We start from the raw sequence: 4,100 nt of genomic DNA, 5'->3' as shown, positions 1-4,100 counted from the left end.
CGCGGAGCCTGTCATCGGGCCGCGCTTTGCGCGGACCGTTGGCGCTCCTCAGGATGACGGGACGGAGTGTCCCAATCAAAGAACCTTGCTGGTCTGGTGAACGCTTTTGCGGAAGCGCGCGATCAGGCGCAGCGTGCGCGCGGTCCAGCCGTCACCGTCGCCACTGATCATCTCGAGGATACGCCGCTTGACCGGCTCGACCAGCTCGGTGGCCTTGGCGCGCAGCGCCATCACGAAATTATAGAGCGCCTCGAACCAGGGCATCTCCAGCAGTTTCGATCGCGTCACGTCGAACAGGAAAGCGGTGACGCCGACGCCGACGATCTTGGCGAACAGGATCAGCGAGACCGCGCTGAACCAGTATTGGTTCGCCAACAGCCAGAGTCCGACCAGCTTGAGCGGAAACAGCGGGATCAGCGGCACGACGAAGACGATCAGCGTCATCGCCGGCGACAGCGAATCGACCCGCTCGGCAAGCCACTGCTTGAGCGCGCGCAGCGGGATCCACGCGACCACCCGGGCCACGATCGGCTCGAGGTGGTCCCATAGCCAAGCCTCGATCAGGAAGATGATCGCAAGCAGGACCCAGATCGGCTGAAGCAGGCGGCGCAACATCGCTTTGATCTCACCCCGGCTCGCGCCGGACGTATGATCACATATGGATGGCGCGCTTGCCGACCGCAAGCGCGGCTTCCTTGATGGCCTCGGAGCGGGTCGGATGTGCGTGGCAGGTCCGCGCCAGATCCTCGGCCGAACCACCGAATTCCATCAGAACGCAGGCTTCGTGGATCATTTCGCCGGCCTCAACGCCGACAATGTGCACGCCGAGCACCCGGTCCGTCTTCGCATCTGCGAGAACCTTCACGAAGCCGTCGGTGGTCTGGTTGACCTTGGAGCGGCCGTTCGCAGTAAACGGGAATTTGCCGACGGTATAGGCGACGCCGGCCTGCTTGAGGTCTTCCTCGGTCTTGCCGACCGACGACACTTCCGGCGTGGTATACACAACGCCTGGAATGACGTCGTAGTTCACATGGCCGGCCTGGCCCGCGATGATCTCCGCGCAGGCAACGCCTTCGTCTTCCGCCTTGTGTGCGAGCATCGGCCCGGCCACGACGTCGCCGATCGCGTAGATGCCCTTCACGTTGGTCGAGAAGTGCGAATCGATCTCGACGCGGCCGCGATTGTCGAGCGCAACGCCGGCTTCCTTCAGCCCGAGGCCCTCGGTGTAGGGCACACGGCCGATGCACACGAGCACCACGTCGGCTTCGATGGTTTCCGCAGCGCCGCCCGCGGCCGGCTCGATCTTGGCCTGGAGCGTCTTGCCGGAGGCGTCGACCGCGGTGACCTTGGCGCCGAGCTTGAACGTGAAGCCCTGCTTCTCCAGGAGGCGCTGGAATTGCTTGGCCACTTCGCCGTCCATACCGGGCAGGATGCGGTCGAGGAATTCCACCACGGTGACCTTGGCACCGAGACGATGCCAGACCGAACCGAGCTCGAGCCCGATCACGCCGGCACCGACGATCAGCAGGCTTGACGGCACCTTCTCCAGCGACAGCGCGCCGGTCGACGACACGATGCGCTTCTCGTCGATGTCGATGCCCTTCAGCCGCGCGATATCGGAACCGGTGGCGATCACGATATTCCTGGCCTCGACGGTTTCGGACTTGCCGTCGCCGGAGACCTCGACCTTGCCGGCACCGATGATCTTGCCGGTGCCCTTGAGGACGTCGATCTTGTTCTTCTTCATCAGGAACTCGACGCCCTTGACGTTGCCGTCGATGCCCTGCTGCTTGAAGTCCATCATCGCGGGCAGATCGAGCTTCGGCGCCGAGACGCTGACACCCATCTTGGCGAACGAGCGCGCGGCTTCCTCGAACATCTCGGAGGCGTGCAATAGCGCCTTCGACGGCATGCAGCCGACATTGAGGCAGGTGCCGCCCAGCGTCGCGTTCTTCTCGACGACGGCAACCTTCATGCCGAGCTGCGCCGCGCGGATCGCGCAGACGTATCCGCCGGGGCCAGTGCCGATGACGACGAGATCGTAAGAAGCCATGATTGAGGTCCTGTAGCTAAACTCTGTGACAGTTGGGCGGGCGCGATCTGATCGGAAGGCCGCTTCCCGCTTGATCGTGCTCTAGCGACCGCCCGACACGTCGAGGATCGCGCTGGTGACGTAGGAGGCTTCGTCGGAGATCAGCCAGACGATGGCGTTGGCGATCTCGTCCGCGGTGCCGACGCGCTTCATCGGCACCATATGGGCCAGCCGATGGGCGCGATCGGGCTCGCCGCCCGCGGCGTGGATGTCGGTGTCGATCAGTCCGGGCCGGATGCCGGCGACGCGGATGCCTTCACCGGCGACTTCGTAGCCGAGGCCGATCGTGAAGGAATCGATCGCCCCCTTCGAGGCGGCATAGTCGACATAGGTGTTGGGCGCGCCGAGCTTCGCCGCGACCGAGGAGAGGTTGACGATGACGCCGCCCTCGCCGCCGTGCTTGGTCGACATGCGCTTCACCGCCTCGCGCGCGCACAGGATGCTGCCGGTGACATTGACCGCCATCATCTGCTGGATGCGTTCGGCCGACATCTCGTCGACGCGCACACCGCTCTTGCCGACGATGCCGGCATTGTTGACGAGCGCGCCGAGCGTTCCGAACCCGTCGGCCGCCTTGAACAGCGCCAGGATGTCTTGCTCGCTGCCGACGTCACACTTCACCGCGATAGCTTTGCTATTCCTGGCCTCGATCGCGGCGACGACCTCGTTGGCCGCGGCTTGATTGGTCGCATAGCCAACCACGATGCGGTAGCCGCGCGCGGCGGCAGCAAGCGCGGTGGCGCGGCCGATGCCGCGGCTGCCGCCGGTGACGATCACAACCTTGTCCATCACATCAGTCCTCACGAGTTCATCCGACGAAGGCCAGTTCGATTCCTGCCCGCACTACGAAGTCTTACCCTCGAGTGCCGCCAATCGATCCAAGACAGATTTGTCCGTCAGACTCACCAGATAGAACAGAATGAAGGGCGTGAGGAACGGAATCAGACACCAATAGGCAAAGCCTGGACCCTTACCCTTCCTGCGACTGATCGGAATCGCAAAGAGGAAGAAAATAAAGGTGGTCAGCAGGAATGGCAGGAACGAAAGGAGAAGCGACGGCTCTTCCACAATCCCCTCCCTCAGAGATCCAGCACCAGGCGGGCCGGATCTTCCAGGCTCTCCTTGACGCGCACCAGGAAGGTGACCGCTTCCTTGCCGTCGATGACGCGGTGATCGTAGGACAGCGCCAGGTACATCATCGGGCGAACCTCGATCTTGCCGCCGACCACCATCGGCCGCTCCTGGATCTTGTGCATGCCGAGGATGCCGGACTGCGGCGCGTTGAGGATCGGCGTCGACATCAGCGAGCCGTAGATGCCGCCATTGGTGATGGTGAAGGTGCCGCCCTGCATCTCGTCGATCTTGAGCTGGCCGTCGCGGGCACGGCGGCCGAAGTCGGCGATCGACTTCTCGATCTCGGCGATCGACTTGTGGTCGCAGTCGCGCACCACCGGCACCACCAGGCCGCGGTCGGTGCCGACCGCCACGCCGATGTGGTAGTAGTTCTTGTAGATCAGGTCAGAGCCGTCGATCTCGGCGTTGACGGCCGGAATGTCCTTCAGCCCCTGCACGACCGCCTTGGTGAAGAAGCCCATGAAGCCGAGCTTCGAGCCGTGCTTCTTCTCGAACGTATCCTTGTAGAGCGCGCGCAGCTTCATCACCTCGGTCATGTCGACCTCGTTGAAGGTCGTCAGCATCGCGGCGGTGTTCTGCACGTCCTTGAGGCGGCGCGCGATGGTCTGGCGCAGCCGGGTCATCTTTACGCGCTCTTCACGGGCGGCGTCATCCGCCGGCGACGGCGCACGAACCTGCACGGCGGCGGCGGGCTGGTTGACCGGGGTCGGCGCCGAGGCGGCCTTCTCGATCGCGGCCAGCATGTCGCCCTTGGTGACGCGGCCGTCCTTGCCCGAGCCCGGAACGGTGGAGGCGTCGACGCCGCTTTCGGCCGACAGCTTGCGCACCGACGGCGCCAGCGGTGCGTCCGACGGCGGGACCTTGGGCGCGGCAG

Annotated in this window: 5 protein-coding genes; all 5 read right to left on the bottom strand. The window is 64.4% G+C overall.

What is annotated here, in order from left to right:
• Positions 1-75: 75 nt before the first annotated feature.
• On the bottom strand, positions 76-615 hold the full coding sequence (locus H8A95_RS41800; RefSeq protein WP_229188288.1) for a hypothetical protein: 540 nt from the start codon (positions 613-615) through the stop codon (positions 76-78).
• Positions 616-652: 37 nt separating this feature from the next.
• Positions 653-2,053, bottom strand: a complete 1,401-nt coding sequence (lpdA, locus tag H8A95_RS41795) for a dihydrolipoyl dehydrogenase (protein WP_229188287.1) — start codon at positions 2,051-2,053, stop codon at positions 653-655.
• Positions 2,054-2,134: 81 nt separating this feature from the next.
• Positions 2,135-2,881, bottom strand: a complete 747-nt coding sequence (locus H8A95_RS41790) for an SDR family oxidoreductase (RefSeq protein WP_233287416.1) — start codon at positions 2,879-2,881, stop codon at positions 2,135-2,137.
• 54 nt (positions 2,882-2,935) lie between these two features.
• The gene (locus H8A95_RS41785; RefSeq protein WP_229188286.1) at positions 2,936-3,160 is read right to left on the bottom strand and encodes a hypothetical protein; all 225 of its coding nucleotides are present in this window, start codon (positions 3,158-3,160) and stop codon (positions 2,936-2,938) included.
• Between the two features lie 11 nt (positions 3,161-3,171).
• Positions 3,172-4,100 (bottom strand): 2-oxoglutarate dehydrogenase complex dihydrolipoyllysine-residue succinyltransferase (odhB, locus tag H8A95_RS41780; RefSeq protein ID WP_229188285.1); only part of this gene is annotated, 929 nt, incomplete at its 5' end.

Origin of the sequence: Bradyrhizobium oropedii (genome assembly GCF_020889685.1) — a bacterium.
GTDB lineage: Bacteria > Pseudomonadota > Alphaproteobacteria > Rhizobiales > Xanthobacteraceae > Bradyrhizobium > Bradyrhizobium oropedii.
This window is presented reverse-complemented; position numbering and strand designations above follow the sequence as displayed.

What these genes read in the sequence shown, in the direction of transcription:
- H8A95_RS41800 (WP_229188288.1), bottom strand. Translation starts at nt 615, where the DNA reads ATGTTGCGCCGCCTGCTTCAGCCGATCTGGGTCCTGCTTGCGATCATC.
- lpdA (WP_229188287.1), bottom strand. Translation starts at nt 2,053, where the DNA reads ATGGCTTCTTACGATCTCGTCGTCATCGGCACTGGCCCCGGCGGATAC.
- H8A95_RS41790 (WP_233287416.1), bottom strand. Translation starts at nt 2,881, where the DNA reads ATGGACAAGGTTGTGATCGTCACCGGCGGCAGCCGCGGCATCGGCCGC.